Below are 13,869 nucleotides of genomic sequence, written 5' to 3'. Positions count from 1 at the left end.
CATGTGCGCGGGCTCCGACCACGACCGGTAACCTTGCGGGGTGACAGGCTCGGATGCATCCCCTTCGTTCCGGCTCGCCTATGTCCCGGGAGTGACGCCCACCAAGTGGGTGCGGATCTGGAACGAGCGGCTGCCCGACATCCCGCTGACCCTCGTCGGCGTCGGCGCCGCCGAGGCGTTCGCCGCGCTGCGCGCCGGTGACGCCGACGCCGGGTTCGTCCGGCTGCCGGTGGACGGCACGGACCTCAGCGCGATCCCGCTCTACACCGAGACCACCGTGGTGGTGGTCCCCAAGGACCACGTCGTGGCCGCCGTGGACGAGGTGTCGACCGAGGACCTGGCCGACGAGATCGTGCTCCACCCCCTGGACGACGTCCTCGGCTGGGAGGCCCTGCCCGGCAAGCCGGCGTTCGAGCGGCCCGCCACCACGGCGGACGCGATCGAGCTGGTGGCGGCCGGTATCGGCGTGCTCGTCGTCCCGCAGTCCCTCGCCCGGCTGCACCACCGCAAGGACCTCACCTACCGGCCGGTCACGGACGCCCCCGCCTCGCGGGTCGCGCTGTCCTGGCCGGAGGAGAAGACCACCGACATGGTCGAGGACTTCATCGGGATCGTCCGGGGCCGCACGGTCAACAGCTCGCGCGGCCGCCAGTCCGCGCAGCCGCAGCCCAAGCAGGACCGCAAGGCCGCGGCGGCGAAGAAGACCGGCGGCAAGCCGCGGACGGCCGGCAAGCCGGCGGCGAAGTCCGGGGGCAAGCCGAATGCCCGCGGCGGCGCGTCCACCCCCAAGCGAGGCAAGCCCCGCCGCCGCCCGTAGCCCCGGGACCGCCTTCGGCCGCGCCCGCGCGTGCGAGGGGGCCCGTTCCGCCGCGTGTAGCTCCCCGGGCACCTTCTGGGCGCGCGGGCTCGTACGGGCGGGGCCCCGAGCCGCCGCCGGGCCGCCTTGCGGGCGCTCCGTTCCGCCCGACCGGGCACACACCGCCACGTGTAGCTCCCGGGGCGCCTTCTGGGCGCGCGGGCCCGCACGGCGGGGCTCCCGTCCCGCCGCGTGTAGCTGCCGGCCCGCCTTCTGGCCGCGTCGGGCCGCCCGACCGGGCATGTCCCGTCCCGCGTAGCTCCCGGGCCGCCTTCTGGCCGCGCCGGCCCGCACGACCTGGCCCGTTCCGCCGCGTGTAGCTCCCGGGGCGCCTTCTGGGCGCGCGGGCTCGTACGGGCGGGCACCTTCCGTCCCGTCCGGTCCGGCCGTCGCGGTCAAACTGGTTCCTCCGGTCCCTCCGTTGCGGCCGGGCGGGGGCCCGGGTCGCGGAGGGTGACCAGGCGGTAGGCGGGGGTGCGCTTCGGCCGGCGTTCGCCGCCGCGCAGGCCCCTCGCCTGCTGGACGGCCGCGTCCACGAGGGCGGCCACCAGCGGGTTCGCCCGGCGCAGCCGCAGCAGCTGGTCGGAGCGCAGGCCCACGCTCGACGCGGCGCTGCCGGTGTGCGCGCCCCGGGCCACGGCCTGCAGGAACAGCCGCAGCCCGAGCCCGCCGATCCGCCCCCGTTCCGGGCCCCGGTGCGCCGCGGCCAGGGCCGTCGCCGCCGCGAGCGCGGCCTCGAAGGCGGGATCCTGGGCCCGCCACCCGGCGAACAGCGCCTCCGGGATCCCCGCCGCCGCGGCGCAGCCCGCCGGGCCCAGGCCCAGTGCGGCCGCGTGCACGGCGCGGGCGCGGCGGGCGTCGTTCTCCGCCGACAGGTCCGGTTCCGGGTCGAGTACGGCGGCCAGGGCCCGGTCGAGGTCCTCGGCGGCGGTGAGCCCCGCCACCAGCTCCCGGGCCCACGCGCGGCGGCGCTCCGGCTCGTCCTGCGCCCGCTCGTCCACGGCCCGTCCGCCTCCCGCCCGGCTCGACCGGATCCTCCGGGTCCCCCGGGTCTCCCGATCCCATTGTGCGACCGCGGCGGACCCGGCGGGCAAGCGTGCCGGCGGGGGAACGCACCACCCGCTCCCGGTCGGCGTCCCCGCCCCGGGCCCCCCGGGGCGGGGACGGCCGGTCCTCGCGTTGCGCCGACGCGACGGGGCGGGCAGGGTCGGTGGGGCGGCTCCCTCCCAGGAAGGTCGGACCATGCCCATCGCCACCGTCAACCCCACGACAGGCCGGACCCTGCGCACCTTCGACGCGCTCGACGCCGACGGCATCGAACGCTGCCTGGACGAGGCCGCGCGCACCGCCGTCACCTACCGCCGCACCACCTTCGCCGAACGCTCCGCCCTGCTGAACCGCGCGGCCGGCCTCCTCGAGGCCGAGGGCGAGGACATCGCCCGCACCATGACCATCGAAATGGGCAAGCCGCTCGCCGCCGCCCGCGCCGAGGCGGCCAAGTGCGTCAAGGCCATGCGCTGGTACGCCGCCCACGCGGAGGGCCTCCTCGCCGACGAACGCCCCGCCGACTCCGACGTCCGCGACGCGGGGGCCTCGGCCGTCCGGGTGCGCTACCGGCCGCTCGGCGTGGTGCTCGCGGTCATGCCGTGGAACTTCCCCCTCTGGCAGGTCGTGCGGTTCGCCGCGCCCGCGCTCATGGCCGGCAACGTGGGCCTGCTGAAGCACTCCTCCAACGTCCCCCAGACGGCCCTCTACCTGGGGGACCTCTTCCGGCGGGCCGGCTTCCCGGAGGGCTGCTTCCAGACCCTCCTGATCGGCTCGGGCCCCGTCGAGGGCATCCTGCGCGACCCCAGGGTGGCCGCGGCCACCCTGACCGGCAGCGAGCCGGCCGGACGGGCGGTGGCCTCGGTCGCCGGGGACGAGGTGAAGAAGACCGTCCTGGAGCTGGGCGGCAGCGACCCGTACATCGTGATGCCCTCCGCCGACATCGCCCGCGCCGCGAAGACCGCCGTGACCGCGCGCGTGCAGAACAACGGCCAGTCCTGCATCGCCGCCAAGCGGTTCATCGTCCACACCGACGTCTACGAGGAGTTCGCCCGCCTCTTCACGGAGGGCATGGCGGCCCTGACCGTCGGCGACCCGATGCAGGAGTCCACGGACGTCGGCCCGCTGGCTACCGAGAGCGGCCGCGCCGACGTGGAGGAGCTGGTCGACGACGCCGTCCGGCAAGGGGCCACGGTCCTGTGCGGGGGGCGGCGGCCGCCGGAGCACCCCGACGGCTGGTTCTACGAGCCCACCGTGCTGGCCGACGTCACCCCGGCGATGCGGATCGACCTGGAGGAGACCTTCGGGCCGGTCGCCACCCTGTACCGGGTGGGCAGCCTGGACGAGGCCGTGGAGCGGGCCAACCACACACCGTTCGGGCTGAGTTCGAACGTGTGGACCCGGGACGACGCCGACCTGGACCGGTTCGTCCAGGAGCTGGAGGCGGGCGGCATCTTCGTCAACGGCATGACGGCCTCCCACCCCGCCCTGCCCTTCGGCGGCGTCAAGCGCTCGGGCTACGGGCGGGAGCTGTCCGGGCACGGCATCCGGGAGTTCTGCAACATCACCACCGTCTGGCAGGCGGCGGACCCGGCCTGACCCGCCGCCCGCCCGCGGGAGGCCGCCGCGTCAGCGGCCGAGCAGGGCGGTCACCTGGTCGGTCATCAGGTCGAGGACGGGTGCGCCGGCGCGGGCGCGGGCCGGGTCGTGCGGGGTGCGCGTCTCGCCGAGCGCCAGGGCGCTGAGCGTCAGCCCGTCGGTCATGGCGGCCAGGTAGCGGGCCAGGACCGGCACCGGCAGGCGCGGAACGAGCCCCATGGCACCGCTCAGTTGGACGATGAGTTCCTCGTACGTCTCCTGGTACCTCGTGTACTGGCGGTGTGCCAGGTGCTCCAGCCCGGGGCGCCGCAGGGCGTACTGGGTGAGCTCGTAGGTCAGCATGTGTTCGCCGGGCTGGGCGCACACGTGGTCCCAGTACGCCTGGAAGCCGGCCCGGACGGTCTCGTGCAGGGTGGGCCTGCGGCGGATCGCCTCCCGTACGAGCGCGACGCTGTGGGCGGTGATCGCCTCGATGACGGCTTCGAGCAGCTCCGCCTTGGAGTCGAAGCAGTAGTGGACGACGCTCAGCGAGACGCCCGCCTCGGCGGCGATGGAACGGGTCGTGGTGCGGGCGGCCCCGTCGCGGGTCATCGCGCGGATCGCCGCCTCGGTCAGCTGTCTGCGCCGGTCGGCCGACGGCATCCGCGGCATCGGGTCCCTCTTTCGCGGCTGGGGGGAGCGGCCGGGGCCGGCCGGACCGGTCCACCCGGTCCGGCCGGCCCTCGGCTTCGGGCGCGGGTCAGCTGCTGAAGACGCCGACCTCGTGCAGGGAGTAGCCCCACTGGGTGCCGCGCTGGACCCCCTGGACCCTGAGGTAGCGGGCCGTCACCGCGTCGAACCGGGCGGTGTCCAGGCCGCCGTCGCCGTCGGTCGTGGACCAGACCGGCTGCCAGTTCGAGCCGTCCGTGGACGTCTCGATCCGGTAGGCCTTCGCGTACGCGGCCTCCCAGTCGAGGGTGACCCGGCCGATGCGGTGCGTGGAGCCGAGGTCGATGCGCAGCCACTGGCCGTCGTTCCACTCGCTGGCCCAGCGGGTGCCGGAGTCGCCGTCCACGGCGCGGGCGGGGGAGTAGTCCACGAAGGGGTTCCACCACTGCGAGGTGGACGCCGAGGCGGCGGACCCGGTGGCGAGGTTGACGCTGCCCTGGTGCTTCTCGGAGGCGCCCCAGGTGGTGAGGTAGGACTCGGCGCCCCTGAACAGGTCGTCCACCACGTCCTGGCCGCCGACCAGCCGGATGTCCTCGATCCAGTCGGGGACCAGCCCGTAGTGGGCGGCGCCGTCGGTGTTGAGGTCCCAGGTGCGCTGCCCGGCGGTCTGCCGGTCGATGACCGAGCCGCCGTCGGTGCTGCGGAAGGGGTACTTCACCGGGTTGGGGGTGCCGGCCCCGCGCGGGCCGGGCCAGCCGCCGACGCCGTTCATGTCGGTGCCGTAGCCGTAGCCGACGTGGTACTTCTCGCGGAGCGCGTCCGTGCGCTTGGCCTCCGCGCTGAAGGCCTCCGAGCCGTTCATGTACTGGGCGGCGAAACCGCCCAGCTTGTAGAGGCGTTCGGTCCAGCCGAGGTCCATCCAGCTGTGCGAGGAGATCACGCCCGGGTACGACTCGGACTCCAGGATGTCGAAGGCCCGGCCCGCGGCCTTGACGCTCATGTGGTCGACCTCGAGCATCATCTTCCGCTTCATCATGCCGCGCACGGCGTACTCGCCGAGTGCGGTGAGCCCGCGGGTGTTGCACCGGGCGTCCGCGGAGTACGAGGGCACCGCCACGCCCGCCGGGAGCTCCTTCTGCGCCGCGGGAGCGGGCGCGAGGCCGATCGGGTTGTCCTTCTGCGGGCCCGTGCACTGCTCGGTCTGCCAGAAGGTTCCGGTCGACAGGAACTGGCCGACGTTGATCGCCGTGCCCAGGGCGCCCTCGTCGAAGCGCACCCCGCACAGGGCGTTGTCGAACTTGTGACACAGGAACATGCTGCGCACGCCCAGCTTGTACAGCTCGTCCAGGCCCCGGTCGATGTCCTCCTTGGAGCACTGCGCGACGTCGAGGACCTGCTTGCAGCCGAAGGGCTCGGAGGTCTCCACGCCCATCACGACGGCCAGCTTGCCCTGCTTGATCACCTCGCGGGCCTGGTCGGAGCTGGTGACGATCCGGAACCAGCCTTTTCCGGGGCCGCCGTACATCTTGTCGACGAACGCCTGCATGTCGTACGTCTTCTGGGCTTCGAGGCGGATGGCGGTCATCTCGTCGCAGCCGCGGTCCTTGAAGAAGTAGACCGAGCAGATCACCCCGTTGGTGACGAGGTCGTTGACGAGGACCCGCTGGCCGCCGCGCCAGGCCCGCTCGACCCAGGCGTAGTAGTTCTGCTGGTGGGTCAGCGAGTCGTGGGCGGGCCAGTCCTTGAACGTGGGCCAGCCGACGGGGTCGTGCTTGCCGTCGCCGCCCTTGGTGATGAAGTCGAAGACGGCGAGGGTGCCGTCGGGGTAGTGCTCGGGGCAGTCCTTGAGGGCGTCGGCGACGCCGAGTTCGGAGAAGGGCTTGCCGCAGATGAGCCGGCCGCCGAAGCCCTCGTTGGACATCAGGTGGTCGTGCGCGTCGACGAAGCCGCGGACCTTGCCGTCGGGGCCGGTGCCCTTGAAGGGCTCACCGGTCACGTTGATGCCGGAGTCCGGCTGCGGCCGGGCGGTGGGGTTCCACCAGCCGGGATCCGAGGCGGAGTCGGCGGCGGAGCTGGGCGCGGGGGCGAGCGCCATGGCGATCACGGCGAGGAGGAGGGAGAGCAAGGCGAAGGGGCGCCCGCGGCGGCGGCGCGGACGCGGTGGAGGGTGAGGGGTCAAGGTGATCACTCATGCCTTCGGTCGGCGGAGAGCGCGGTCGGACCGAGGCATGAATTGTCATGCCCGGCACAATGGTGGGCATGAGAATCGCTACTGGCGCGTAAGGAGTCAAGAGTCCGGGACGCTTGACCTGATGGCCCGTCGGATGCCGTGCGCCGGTCAGGGAGCGGAGCCCGCGCCCGCCCGGTGCTCCGCCAGCGCCAGCGCCTTTTCCCGGAGTTCCGCCAAGGGCTTCTGGGTCACGGAGCCGTGCACCGGGCTGAGCCCGTACCTGCCACGGTCCCCCTGCACCTTCGCGTTGCTGTTGGGAGTGAACGGCTTGTTCTCGTCGGGCGGTCCCAGCTCCACGAAGAGGTACGGGTGGGCCTGGTTCGTCGTGTGCCAGAGGGTGATGCGCTGCCGGCCGCGGGTCATGTTGAGGATCTCGTTGCTGTTCGCGACATCGCCCTGATATCTGTAGTAAGGCGGTTCCGGCCCCGGGGGGTCCTGGTCCTTCATCTCCGTCCGGAGCCTCGACCACCCCTTCCGCAAGGTCACGTAGTCATTGTTGATGGCCATCCTGTCCTTCCGGGCCACCCACGCCTCGGTTTCGATCCTGATGGTCTCGAACGGGGTCTCGGCCGGTCTGTTGATCACGGCGACCTCGTCCCCCGCCCAGTCCTCCCCCGGATTCAAGGGCCTGCCCGACGGCTGGATGAATTCGTCCGAGCTGATCACCGCCTGTTTTTCGGCGTCCTTCGGCTTCGCACTGACGGGCTTGCCGTAGACCCAGTAGATGCTGCCCAGGACGTACACGGGTATCTGGCCGGAGTTCTTCACCTGGAGATGGAACGGAACGAAAAGCTTCGTCCGCTCCTCGTTGAGGCTCGGCGTGCCGAAGACTGCTGTGATCTCGATCAGCGGAGCCGTCGTGGCGGGGACGTAGACATGGGTGTATGCGAGGTTGGCGAATGCTAGGAGTGTGGAAATGACCACTCCGATCGCGATCCGCCTGGGATTGGGCAGGCCCTTCCACGCCCGGCTGCGGACGAGCACCGACAAGGTCCAGAGGGACCACGGGACGAGGGCGTACCACAGCAACAGCCAATGCGTGTAATGCCCGAACTTGAGCTGCATGAAGAGCAGGACGGCGCTGGCGATGAGGGAAGCCGCGGCTCCGATCAGGATGACCGTCCCCGAATACCGGATCTCCCGTTTGCCCCAGTAGTCGAATGTGGCCGCCGCGGCCACCACTTCGATCACGGCCATGAGGAGGAAGATGAATCCGGTCATGCGCCCGAGATAGTCCAGAGCCGCGAAGGTGTCCGATATGCCGATCCTGACGAATACATATGCGGTTGCCAGGAGGCCGATCGCCATCAGGAGGCCGTAGACCCGTCTCTGGCAGGAGTGGTCCGGCCACACGGTACCGTCCCCGCCGTGCCAGCGGATGTCGGGTTCGAAGGGGATGCCGGAACGGTGCAACAGCTTCCGCAGTCCCTTGGAGCTGCGGACCTTTCCGACGGGCTTGTCGTCGATGGTGACCTTCCGCCACCCGAACGCATCCGGCCCTCCCACGGCTACCACGGGTGTGTTCGCCATGACACCAGTCTGCTGTCGTATCCGGGTGAGCGCCCCCGGAGGCGACAGCAGATGCGATCCGGCCAGGGGCGGGGCGAAACTGGTGCTGACCCCTGCCTCGTTCTTTCGGGAGGTTCCCATGCGCAGACGGGTTCTCGGACTGATTGCCGCCGTGCTGTTCGCCGTTCTCGGCGTCGGCGTCCCCGCCGCACAGGCCGATGTGGACACGGCCACGTGTAAGGCGACCGGGGGAAAGGTCGAGTACGACTCCTCGACCGGATTGTGGACATGTGTCGGAGGCGAGCGCGATGGAGAGGCCGTCGTCTGACGCGGCCCCGTGAGTGGTGTCCGGAATCGTCCGGCGGCCCGGGAGCCCCCGCCTAGAGTCGCCGCATGAACGAATGTGAAGACACCAGTAGTTCCGGAACGCGGTCCCGGCGCGGGGTGCTGAAGGCGGCCGTGGCCGGGGCGGGGGCGGTTGCCGCCGTGGGGGTTGGAGGGTCCGTCGCGCGGGCCGACGAGCGGCGGTGCGCGGCGCCCGTGTTCGTGCTCGTGCACGGGGCCGGCGGCAACTCCTACGGGTGGGCACCCGTCGTCGCCGAGCTGGCCCTGCGCGGGCACAAGGCGGTCGCCGTCGACCTGCCCGGGCACGGGCGCGGCGCCTACTACCCGGTCTCCTACCAGACCCCGCAGGACCTGGAGGCGCTGCGCACCGAGCCCTCGCCGCTCGGGAAGGTGACGCTGGACGACTTCGCCGAGCACGTGGTGGGCGTCGTACGGCGCGCCTCCCGCCTCGGGGCCGTGGTCCTGGTCGGCCAGAGCATGGGCGGGGTGACCCTCAACGCGGTCGCCAACCGGGTGCCCGAGCTGATCTCCCACCTGGTGTACGCCTCCGCGTTCTGCGCGACCGGGCACACCTCCGCCGCGCAGCTGATGTCCACCCCCGAGGGCTCCACCAGCGCCCTGCTCCGGCTGGACCGGGTCGAGACGCCGCCCGGACTGGGCGTCAACCGGGCCAACTGGCGTTCCGGCGATCCCGCGTTCTTCGCGGCGGCCAAGGAGGCCCTCGCCGCGGACTGGCCCGACGCCGCCGTCCGGGCCCTGATCGCCACCCTGGAGCCCGACGAGTCGGCGGCGATCGGGACGGCCGACTCCCGGGGGCTGCCGGAGAAGTGGGGGCGGGTGCCGCGCACGTTCCTGCGGTTCACTCAGGACCGCGCGATCCCGCTCGCGCTCCAGGACCTGATGATCCGCGAAGCGGACGCGGCCACGCCGCGCAACCGCTTCCGGGTGCGCTCCCTGGCCGCCCCGCACGTGGGCCCCCGGGACGCGGCGGTGTGGGCGGACGAGCTGGAGCTGGCGGCGGGCTCCTGCCGCTGACCGGCGCGGTTCCCGGCCGCCCGGCGGGGTGCGGCCCGCCCGCCTATCGTCGGAGGTATGAGCGAGACCGTCGTGGTGTACGAATACGACCGGACGGGCCCCGCGCACCCCGCCGGGGAGCCCGCCCCCGGGGACGTCCTGCGGGTGCACGCGGCGTCGACCGCTCCGGGCCGGCACGACGTGCGCGGCCCGAGGACCCTCTGCGGCCGGGACACCTTCGCCATGGAGACGGCCTCCTGGCGGCCCGCCGAGCACCCCGGCTTGCCGTGGTACCCCGAGGCGTACGCGGACCGGGTCTGCCCCGCCTGCGCGGACGCCGCCGGGGAGGGGTGAGCGGGAGGGGTCAGCGGCCGGGGGCCATGTCGTAGGTGACCCACATGGTCCGGGTGGCCACCTGGTCGTACTTGGCCCGGGCCCGGTGGTTGTCGTCGGCGGTGATCCACCGTACGACGCTCCAGCCGCGCTCCGCCGCGAGCTCGCGCAGGGCGCCGAGCAGCAGGTCGGCCGCGCCGCAGCCGCGGTCTTCGGGGGCCACGAACAGGTCGTCGAGGAAGCAGCCGGTCGTCGCGGACAGCGGACGGGCGAACGGGCGGTAGTGGGCGAGGCCGACCAGCCGGCCCCCGGCGTCCTCGGCGACCAGGGCGCCGGTCTCGTGCGCGGGGTCGTTGATCCAGGCCCACACCGTCGCGGCGGCCTCCTCGGTCTGCTCCACCCCGTAGAAGTCGGCGTAGCCCCGGTAGAGGACGCGCCACTGGGCGAAGTCCCCGGGCTGTGCGGCGCGGACCGAGATATCGGACATGTGCGGTGTCTCCTGGGATGGGGGCCGGGTCGTCTCCTGCGGATCCTGCCGGAGCGTCCCGCGGCCCGGGATGCTCCACCGTGTCCAAAGCCGGGCGTGCTCCCCTACGCCGTGGACAGGGGCGGACGCGGCGGAGGCCCGGTCCGGCGGGGTGCCGGACCGGGCCCCTGGAGGGCACTGCGGGGTCGGTCAGCTCACCTGGAGGGTGACGTCGTCGACCACGAAGGAGGTCTGGAGGGACTGGTCCTCCACCCCCTGGAACAGCAGGGTGACGGTCTGCCCGGCGAACGGGGAGACGTCATAGCTCTTGAGCGTGTACCCGGAGCCCGCGTCCACGTTGGACAGGGTCTCCAGGGTCTGGCCGCCCACCGAGACGGTGAACGTGTCGTAGGCGGTGCTCTCGGTCTCGTCGGTGTCGATGTGCAGGTAGAAGGCGAGGCGGGCCGAGGAGCAGCCGGCCGGGAGGGCCAGGGACTGCGAGGCGCTGTCGGTGCGCGGGGAGCCCCAGCCGTTCAGCCACGCCATGTAGGCGCCGGCGTGCGGGGCCTCTCCGGCCTGGTTGGTGATGACCCCGGAGGTGGCGCTCCAGGGGCTCGCGCCGTTCTCGAAGCCGCCGTTGGCGACGACCTGGGCGGGGGTGCAGGAGCCGCCGCCCCCGCTGACCGTCAGGGTGTACGTGGTGCTGTGGGTGGTGGTGCCGGTGCCGGTCACGGTCAGGGTGGCCGTGCCGGGCGCGGTGCCCGCGGCGACCTGGACGGTGAGGGTGGCGGACTGCCCGGACTGCACGGAGGACGGGCTGACGGTGGCGGTGACGCCGGCCGGGGCGCCCGAGACCGTCAGGGCGAGGTTCTGGGGGCTGCCGCTGACGGTGGCGGTGTTCACCGTCGCGGTGACGCTGGAGCCCGGGGCGGCGGTGCCGGCGGCGGGGGAGGTGGCGACGGAGAAGTCGGAGGCGGGGGTGCCGTTGCCGACGGCCTGCTTCCAGATGGCGTAGGCGACCCCGTCGGCACTGCGGTCCAGGGTCGTGGCGCTGATGTTGCTCGGTGTGTCGCAGGAGCTGTGGTAGCAGGAGTCGTAGGCGGCGTTCGCGGTGCCGCCCCACTTCGCGGCCTGCGCGGAGGTCTTGCGGGCGCTGGCGCCGGCCGCGTAGCCGGAGGTGGGGATGCCCGCCTGCTGGAAGGAGTAGTCGTCACTGCGGCCCTGGCCCTCGGTGTTCTCCTCGGGGGCGAGGTTCAGCGAGGTCCAGTACGCCTTCAGGGGCGCGGCCGTGGTGGAGTTCAGGTTGTTGATGAAGTAGCCGCCGTTGGGCGAGCCGACCATGTCGAAGTTGTAGTAGCCCTTGATGGCGGCGCGCTGGGCGCTGCCGAGCTGGCCCACGTAGAACTTCGAGCCGTTGAGGCCCTGTTCCTCGTCGGTCCACCAGGCGAAGCGCACGTGCTTGGTCATGGTGGGGTTCTTCTGGGCCAGGACCAGCGCGTTCTCCAGCAGGGTCGCGGAGCCGGAGCCGTTGTCGTTGATGCCCGGGCCGGCGGAGACGCTGTCGAGGTGGGCGCCGAACATCACGGTCTGGTCTTCGGGGCCGCCCGGCCAGTCGGCGATCAGGTTGTTCGACGGGTAGGTGCAGGAGGTGCAGTTCTGCTCGGTGACGGTGTAGCCGGCGGCCTGGAGCTTGCCCTTGATGTACGCGAGGGACTGGGTGTGGCCGCCGCTGCCGGCGCGGCGGTTGCCGCCGTTCTGCGTGGCGATGGTGCCCAGCTGGTTCAGGTGGGCCTGGACGTTGGCCGCGCTGATGTCCGGCGGGGTGGTGGGGTCGCCCTGGCCGCCGCCGACGGTCAGGGCGTAGTCGGCGGTGTGCGCGAGGGAGGCGCCCTGGCCCTTGACGGTGACCGTGGCCGGGCCGGGGGCCGTGGTGGAGCTCGCGGTCAGGGTCAGGGTGGAGGACTGGCCGGACTGCACGGTGGCCGGGCTGAAGGAGGCGGTGACCCCGGCGGGCAGGCCGCTCGCGGAGAGGGTCACCTGCTGGGCCTGGCCGGTGGTGGTGCTGGTGGCCACGGTGGTGGTCACCGAGGCGCCCTGCTGCACGCTGCCCGAGGCCGGGTTGAGGGTGAGCGAGAAGTCACCCTGTCCGCTGGGGGTGCAGGCCGGGTCGCCGGACTGGGCGGGCACGCTGATGGCGTCCCAGGCGGCCTTGGTCTTGTTGAACAGGTCGCAGCTCGCGTCGAGGGTTTTCGCGGAACTCAGCGTCGCCGTCCGGTACTTCTTGTACGACATGCTGCTGGTCTTGAGCAGCATGCCGCCGTAGAAGATCTTGCCGGCGTTCTGGACGCCCACGCCGGTCACCGTGGACTGGTTGCAGGTGCTGCTGCTCGGCTTGCCGCCGCCGGGGCTGCTGCCCTCGGCCAGCAGGTAGAACCAGTGGTTCAGGGGCCCCGCGGCCGCGTGCACCTCGGTGCTCGGTATGGAGGAGCTGTAGCAGGACGGGTCGTTGTTGACCGCCGAGGGGTTGTACATGTTCCGGATCGGGCCGCGGCCCTGGAGGTTGATCATCTCGCCGACGGTGTAGTCGGGAGTGTCGTACGGGGCGGGCTCGTTGGCGTACGCCTCGGTCAGGGCGCCGAAGATGTCCCCGGTGCCCTCGCCCAGCCCGGCCTCCTGGCCGCTGGTGCCGCCGGGGGTGTTGGTGTCGATGGCGTGCCCGTACTCGTGGCCCACCACGTCGATGCCGGCGATCCACTCGTTGGCGCTGTTGTGGCCGATGGTGACGGAGCCGCCGTCCCAGTACGCGTTGAGGTCGTTCAGTCCGACCTTGCCCGGGAAGCTGCGGCCGTTGCCGTCGACGCCGTTGCGGCCGAGCCACTGGCGGAGCATGTCCCACTGCTTCTGTGCGGCGAACATCAGGTCCGTGCACCCGGTCTCCTTGGAGGTCGGGTTGCCGGTGCCCCAGGAGTCCGAGGACTTCGAGAAGACGGTGCCGGTGCTGTAGTCCTGGCAGCTCAGGCCCGGGCGGTTCGGGTCGCGCAGGGAGTAGGTGCCGCCGGACGCGGTGGTGTCGACCGTCAGCGGGTTGGGTCCGTTCCACTTGCTGTTGCCGGTGCCCGCGACGACCTCGTCCCAGCGGTCGACGACCTTGCCGGTCCGGGCGTCCACGTAGACGTGCATCCGGCTGGGCGCCGACTTGGCCGATCCCGTCAGGACCGTCTCCCAGGCCAGGACCGGCCTGTCGTCCTTGAGCCGGACGACCAGGCGGCTGCTCTCGACCTTGTCCACCCTCGCCAGCTCGGCCCGGGAGGAGGACTCGGCGGCCTTGGCGGTGACCGTCGGCGTGACCGACACGTCGATCACGGTCGAGGAGGCCGACTGGAGGGCGCGGACCTTGCCCTCCCCGTCCGCGAGGACCACCGCGTCGCCGCCGACGACCGGCAGGCCCCGGTAGCTGCGCTCGTACGCGACCGAGTACAGGTCCTGCACCCAGGGGGTGACCAGCCTGCGGTCGTACTGCTGCTGCGGCTGGTTGACCAGGCCGTCCAGGCCGCTGCGCACGGCCGCATCGGCGGCGGCCACGGCCCGGTCGGCCCGGGAGGGGCGGGGCGGTACGGGATCTGGCTGCTGCGCGGCCGACGCGGTGCCGGCCAGAGCGCCGGCGAGGCTCGCGGTCAGCGCGAAGGCCGCCACGGACGCCGTCCATCTGGTGGGCTGCACGAGTCCACTCCGATCGTGTGTGGGGGGTGGCTGGCTGTACGCCGTCGCCGAGTATGGGCGTGGACATGGCGAGATTGGGACATCCCTGCGGGCATAAGGCGCGGG

General features: G+C 72.4%; 10 protein-coding genes. 4 read left to right on the top strand and 6 right to left on the bottom strand.

Going from position 1 to position 13,869, the window contains the following annotated elements; all coding sequences use genetic code 11:
- Nucleotides 1–40 precede the first annotated feature (40 nt).
- Complete coding sequence (locus B4U46_RS05795; protein ID WP_079424657.1) at nucleotides 41–817, top strand: LysR family transcriptional regulator substrate-binding protein; 777 nt, start codon at nucleotides 41–43, stop codon at nucleotides 815–817.
- 434 nt (nucleotides 818–1,251) lie between these two features.
- Here B4U46_RS05795 and B4U46_RS05790 read toward each other — a convergent pair whose 3' ends face one another.
- On the bottom strand, nucleotides 1,252–1,857 hold the full coding sequence (locus B4U46_RS05790) for a hypothetical protein (RefSeq protein WP_079424655.1): 606 nt from the start codon (nucleotides 1,855–1,857) through the stop codon (nucleotides 1,252–1,254).
- 241 nt (nucleotides 1,858–2,098) lie between these two features.
- Here B4U46_RS05790 and B4U46_RS05785 point away from each other — a divergent pair, with 241 nt between their 5' ends.
- Nucleotides 2,099–3,499 (top strand): NADP-dependent succinic semialdehyde dehydrogenase, encoded by a 1,401-nt coding sequence (locus B4U46_RS05785; protein WP_079424653.1) that lies wholly within the window; start codon nucleotides 2,099–2,101, stop codon nucleotides 3,497–3,499.
- 30 nt (nucleotides 3,500–3,529) lie between these two features.
- Here the strand turns inward: B4U46_RS05785 and B4U46_RS05780 are convergent, their stop codons facing one another.
- The 3 genes from B4U46_RS05780 to B4U46_RS05770 all read right to left on the bottom strand — a co-directional run bounded on the left by B4U46_RS05780 (nucleotide 3,530) and on the right by B4U46_RS05770 (nucleotide 7,907).
- On the bottom strand, nucleotides 3,530–4,150 hold the full coding sequence (locus B4U46_RS05780) for a TetR/AcrR family transcriptional regulator (protein ID WP_079424651.1): 621 nt from the start codon (nucleotides 4,148–4,150) through the stop codon (nucleotides 3,530–3,532).
- An 88-nt stretch (nucleotides 4,151–4,238) separates the two neighbouring features.
- Nucleotides 4,239–6,242 carry a discoidin domain-containing protein gene (locus tag B4U46_RS05775; RefSeq protein ID WP_237293282.1) on the bottom strand — a complete coding sequence of 668 codons (2,004 nt, stop codon included), beginning with the start codon at nucleotides 6,240–6,242 and terminating at the stop codon, nucleotides 4,239–4,241.
- 243 nt (nucleotides 6,243–6,485) lie between these two features.
- Nucleotides 6,486–7,907 carry a hypothetical protein gene (locus tag B4U46_RS05770; protein ID WP_079424647.1) on the bottom strand — a complete coding sequence of 474 codons (1,422 nt, stop codon included), beginning with the start codon at nucleotides 7,905–7,907 and terminating at the stop codon, nucleotides 6,486–6,488.
- Nucleotides 7,908–8,279: 372 nt separating this feature from the next.
- Between B4U46_RS05770 and B4U46_RS05760 the strand changes: the two genes are divergently transcribed.
- Together B4U46_RS05760 and B4U46_RS05755 are read left to right on the top strand one after the other, a co-directional pair.
- On the top strand, nucleotides 8,280–9,266 hold the full coding sequence (locus B4U46_RS05760; protein WP_079424644.1) for an alpha/beta fold hydrolase: 987 nt from the start codon (nucleotides 8,280–8,282) through the stop codon (nucleotides 9,264–9,266).
- 57 nt (nucleotides 9,267–9,323) lie between these two features.
- The gene (locus B4U46_RS05755; RefSeq protein WP_079424641.1) at nucleotides 9,324–9,599 is read left to right on the top strand and encodes a hypothetical protein; all 276 of its coding nucleotides are present in this window, start codon (nucleotides 9,324–9,326) and stop codon (nucleotides 9,597–9,599) included.
- Between the two features lie 10 nt (nucleotides 9,600–9,609).
- Here the strand turns inward: B4U46_RS05755 and B4U46_RS05750 are convergent, their stop codons facing one another.
- Together B4U46_RS05750 and B4U46_RS05745 are read right to left on the bottom strand one after the other, a co-directional pair.
- Nucleotides 9,610–10,065, bottom strand: coding sequence for a GNAT family N-acetyltransferase (locus B4U46_RS05750; protein WP_079424639.1), 456 nt, complete (start codon nucleotides 10,063–10,065; stop codon nucleotides 9,610–9,612).
- 189 nt (nucleotides 10,066–10,254) lie between these two features.
- Complete coding sequence (locus tag B4U46_RS05745) at nucleotides 10,255–13,764, bottom strand: M28 family peptidase (RefSeq protein ID WP_237292664.1); 3,510 nt, start codon at nucleotides 13,762–13,764, stop codon at nucleotides 10,255–10,257.
- Nucleotides 13,765–13,869: the final 105 nt, after the last annotated feature.

The sequence above is a fragment of the Streptomyces katrae genome (genome assembly GCF_002028425.1).
GTDB classification, from domain to species: Bacteria; Actinomycetota; Actinomycetes; order Streptomycetales; family Streptomycetaceae; genus Streptomyces; species Streptomyces katrae_A.
This window is presented reverse-complemented; position numbering and strand designations above follow the sequence as displayed.

What these genes read in the sequence shown, in the direction of transcription:
- B4U46_RS05785 (WP_079424653.1), top strand. Translation starts at nt 2,099, where the DNA reads ATGCCCATCGCCACCGTCAACCCCACGACAGGCCGGACCCTGCGCACC.
- B4U46_RS05760 (WP_079424644.1), top strand. Translation starts at nt 8,280, where the DNA reads ATGAACGAATGTGAAGACACCAGTAGTTCCGGAACGCGGTCCCGGCGC.
- B4U46_RS05775 (WP_237293282.1), bottom strand. Translation starts at nt 6,242, where the DNA reads ATGGCGCTCGCCCCCGCGCCCAGCTCCGCCGCCGACTCCGCCTCGGAT.
- B4U46_RS05755 (WP_079424641.1), top strand. Translation starts at nt 9,324, where the DNA reads ATGAGCGAGACCGTCGTGGTGTACGAATACGACCGGACGGGCCCCGCG.
- B4U46_RS05780 (WP_079424651.1), bottom strand. Translation starts at nt 4,150, where the DNA reads ATGCCGCGGATGCCGTCGGCCGACCGGCGCAGACAGCTGACCGAGGCG.
- B4U46_RS05770 (WP_079424647.1), bottom strand. Translation starts at nt 7,907, where the DNA reads ATGGCGAACACACCCGTGGTAGCCGTGGGAGGGCCGGATGCGTTCGGG.
- B4U46_RS05750 (WP_079424639.1), bottom strand. Translation starts at nt 10,065, where the DNA reads ATGTCCGATATCTCGGTCCGCGCCGCACAGCCCGGGGACTTCGCCCAG.